The organism is Lactobacillus helveticus DSM 20075 = CGMCC 1.1877 (assembly GCF_000160855.1).
In the GTDB taxonomy this organism is placed as follows: Bacteria; Bacillota; Bacilli; order Lactobacillales; family Lactobacillaceae; genus Lactobacillus; species Lactobacillus helveticus.
On sequence record NZ_GG700753.1, the window covers coordinates 286,264 to 288,743 of the forward strand.

The 2,480-nt window shown below is 37.4% G+C and carries 2 protein-coding genes and 1 riboswitch; both genes read right to left on the reverse strand.

Features of this window, described 5'->3' with window-relative positions; genetic code table 11:
* Positions 1 to 116 precede the first annotated feature (116 nt).
* Positions 117 to 827, reverse strand: a complete 711-nt coding sequence (gene dapD, locus HMPREF0518_RS04960; protein WP_003626729.1) for a 2,3,4,5-tetrahydropyridine-2,6-dicarboxylate N-acetyltransferase — start codon at positions 825 to 827, stop codon at positions 117 to 119.
* A gap of 19 nt (positions 828 to 846) precedes the next feature.
* Positions 847 to 2,163, reverse strand: a complete 1,317-nt coding sequence (gene lysA, locus HMPREF0518_RS04965; protein ID WP_003626731.1) for a diaminopimelate decarboxylase — start codon at positions 2,161 to 2,163, stop codon at positions 847 to 849.
* Between the two features lie 93 nt (positions 2,164 to 2,256).
* Positions 2,257 to 2,430: riboswitch (Lysine riboswitch) on the reverse strand.
* Positions 2,431 to 2,480 lie beyond the last annotated feature (50 nt).

Genomic DNA, 2,480 nt, shown 5'->3' on the forward strand with positions numbered 1-2,480 from the left:
CTTAATTATTTTTAGTAAATAATCATGAGTCTCTTTTTCTTGCAAAGCTAATTCAGGAATCTCATGCAAATGTCTTCTAATCTGAATTAGTTCACTTTCAGTTAAAACCGCCATAACTAAATCTTTCTCAAATTATCTTCTAAACCTGTCTTGCTTTCAGTTTGATCGTCAACCTTTTTAATCACCTTAGCTGGAACACCCGCTACCATTGTATGTGGTTCTACATCATGAGTTACTACAGCACCAGCAGCAATCACAGCACCTTCACCAACATGGACGCCTTCGATCACCACTGCATTGGCACCCATTACTACGTTGTCATCAATCTTAACTGGAGTGGCAGAAGCTGGTTCAATTACACCGGCTAGCACGCTGCCTGCACCGATATGACAATGCTTGCCGACAATTGCACGTCCACCTAAAACCACGCCCATGTCAATCATGGTATCATCGCCAATTTCTGCACCGATATTAATAATTGCACCCATCATGATGACTGCATTTTTACCGATAGCCACTTGATCTCGAATAATGGCACCTGGTTCAATCCGCGCATCAAATTTCTTCATATCGATCATAGGCACAGCTGAATTTCTAGCATTATTTTCAATACGATAATCTTGAATCTTATCCTGATTTTCTTTTAAAAATGGTTCGACATCTTTCCAGTCGCCGAAAATCACCCCAGAATGTGTTTCATTGAAATTTTCAATTTCTTCTGGAAAATCAATTTGATCAAGTTGTCCTTTAATAAAGACCTTAACTGGCGTTTTCTTAGGAGCATTGCCAATGTAATTGATAATACTTTTTGCATCTAATTTCGTCATAATGTTTCCCCTTTAAAAATTAATCTTCATTATTATATGGTTGATCTAAATGAACTAAATCTTCTAGACTTTCTCGTTTAATGACTAGTTGGGCCTTGCCATTTTCCGCAAAAACAACAGCTGGACGAGCATTGCGATTATAATTTGAGGCCATTGAATAGCCATATGCTCCAGTATCAAGCATTGCCAAAAGTGAACCTGACTTCGTTGCAGGAAGTGCTTGATCATCAGCTAAGATGTCGCCACTTTCACAATATTTGCCGGCAATTCTCACATGTTCAGTCAAATCAGCTCGCGGATCAGTGGCTAAAACTGTTTCATATTTTGCATCATACAGAGCCGGACGAATGTTATCACCCATTCCGCCATCCACCGTTACATAAGGACAATGACCTGGTACAATTTTGCGACTACCAGTTATATATAAGTTATAACCAGCTGGTCCTACGATAGAACGTCCAGGTTCAATATCAATTTCTGGAAGTGGAAAGGCAGCATTCTTAGCTTCTTTCTTGATAGTTTTAACAATTGCTCTAACAAATTCTTCTGGCCTTAATGGATTATCTTCTGCAGTATATTTAATGCCGAATCCACCGCCAACATTAATTACTTGAGCAGTATAACCATATTGACTGCGCCAATTTTCAGCAACTTCCATTAATTTTTTTGCAGCCATTTCAAAGCCATTTAATTCAAAAATTTGTGATCCAATATGAGCATGAATTCCAATCATATTCATTCTTGAATTAGCTAGAACTTGTTCTAAAGCCAAATCTGCTTGGCCTGATTCCAAATCAAATCCGAACTTGTTATCTACTTGACCGGTTTGATCATATTCATGCGTATGAGCTGAAATGCCTGGTGTAATTCTTAACATGACATCAATTTTGGCATCGTGCTTTCGCAATACCTGATCCAATAGCTTAATTTCATGAAAATTATCAATGATGATCTTGCCAATATGGTTTTTAACGGCCATTTCAAGCTCTGACTTAGATTTGTTATTACCGTGAAAACTGATTTTCTTTACTGGAAAATTTGCTTTCAAAGCTGTATATAACTCTCCATCCGAAACCACATCAGTATAAGCACCTTCTGCTGCAGCTACTTGATACATCGCTATACAAGCAAAAGCTTTACTAGCGTAACTAACTGCATATTTTACGTTTTCTTCTTCAAATACTTTCTTAAAAGCTCTAATTTGATGACGAATTTGCTCTACATCGTATACAACAAGAGGTGTGCCATACTTCTTAGCTAATTCAACTGTATCAACACCACCAATAGTTAAATGTCCTGCTTGATTGATTTGATTTTCTGAAATTTGTGAATTCATATCTTGCCCCTAGCATTTATACATGCGAAGCACCCAATAAAAAAATCCATTGTCTGCGCTAAACAAACAATGGATTAGTTTTCACTTAATCTTACGGTCGATAGCGCTCCGCGAATTTTGTTCGCGACAATCCGTAATTTGTTCAATCACGACCCAGCTTAATACCTTTAGCTTGGTTTAAGCTTCGGCAACTTCCCCTTTCACAATTAGTCTTCGTTTCGCCTAACTCGTAATTGTTACTTTTGTCAGTTGCGCCTCTTCGATTTACATGTAGTCTACATTCTTATTAAATTTTAGTCAATACTTTTTATTAATTT

Coding starts and splice junctions, on each gene's coding strand:
- dapD (WP_003626729.1), bottom strand. CDS start 827: ATGACGAAATTAGATGCAAAAAGTATTATCAATTACATTGGCAATGCT.
- lysA (WP_003626731.1), bottom strand. CDS start 2,163: ATGAATTCACAAATTTCAGAAAATCAAATCAATCAAGCAGGACATTTA.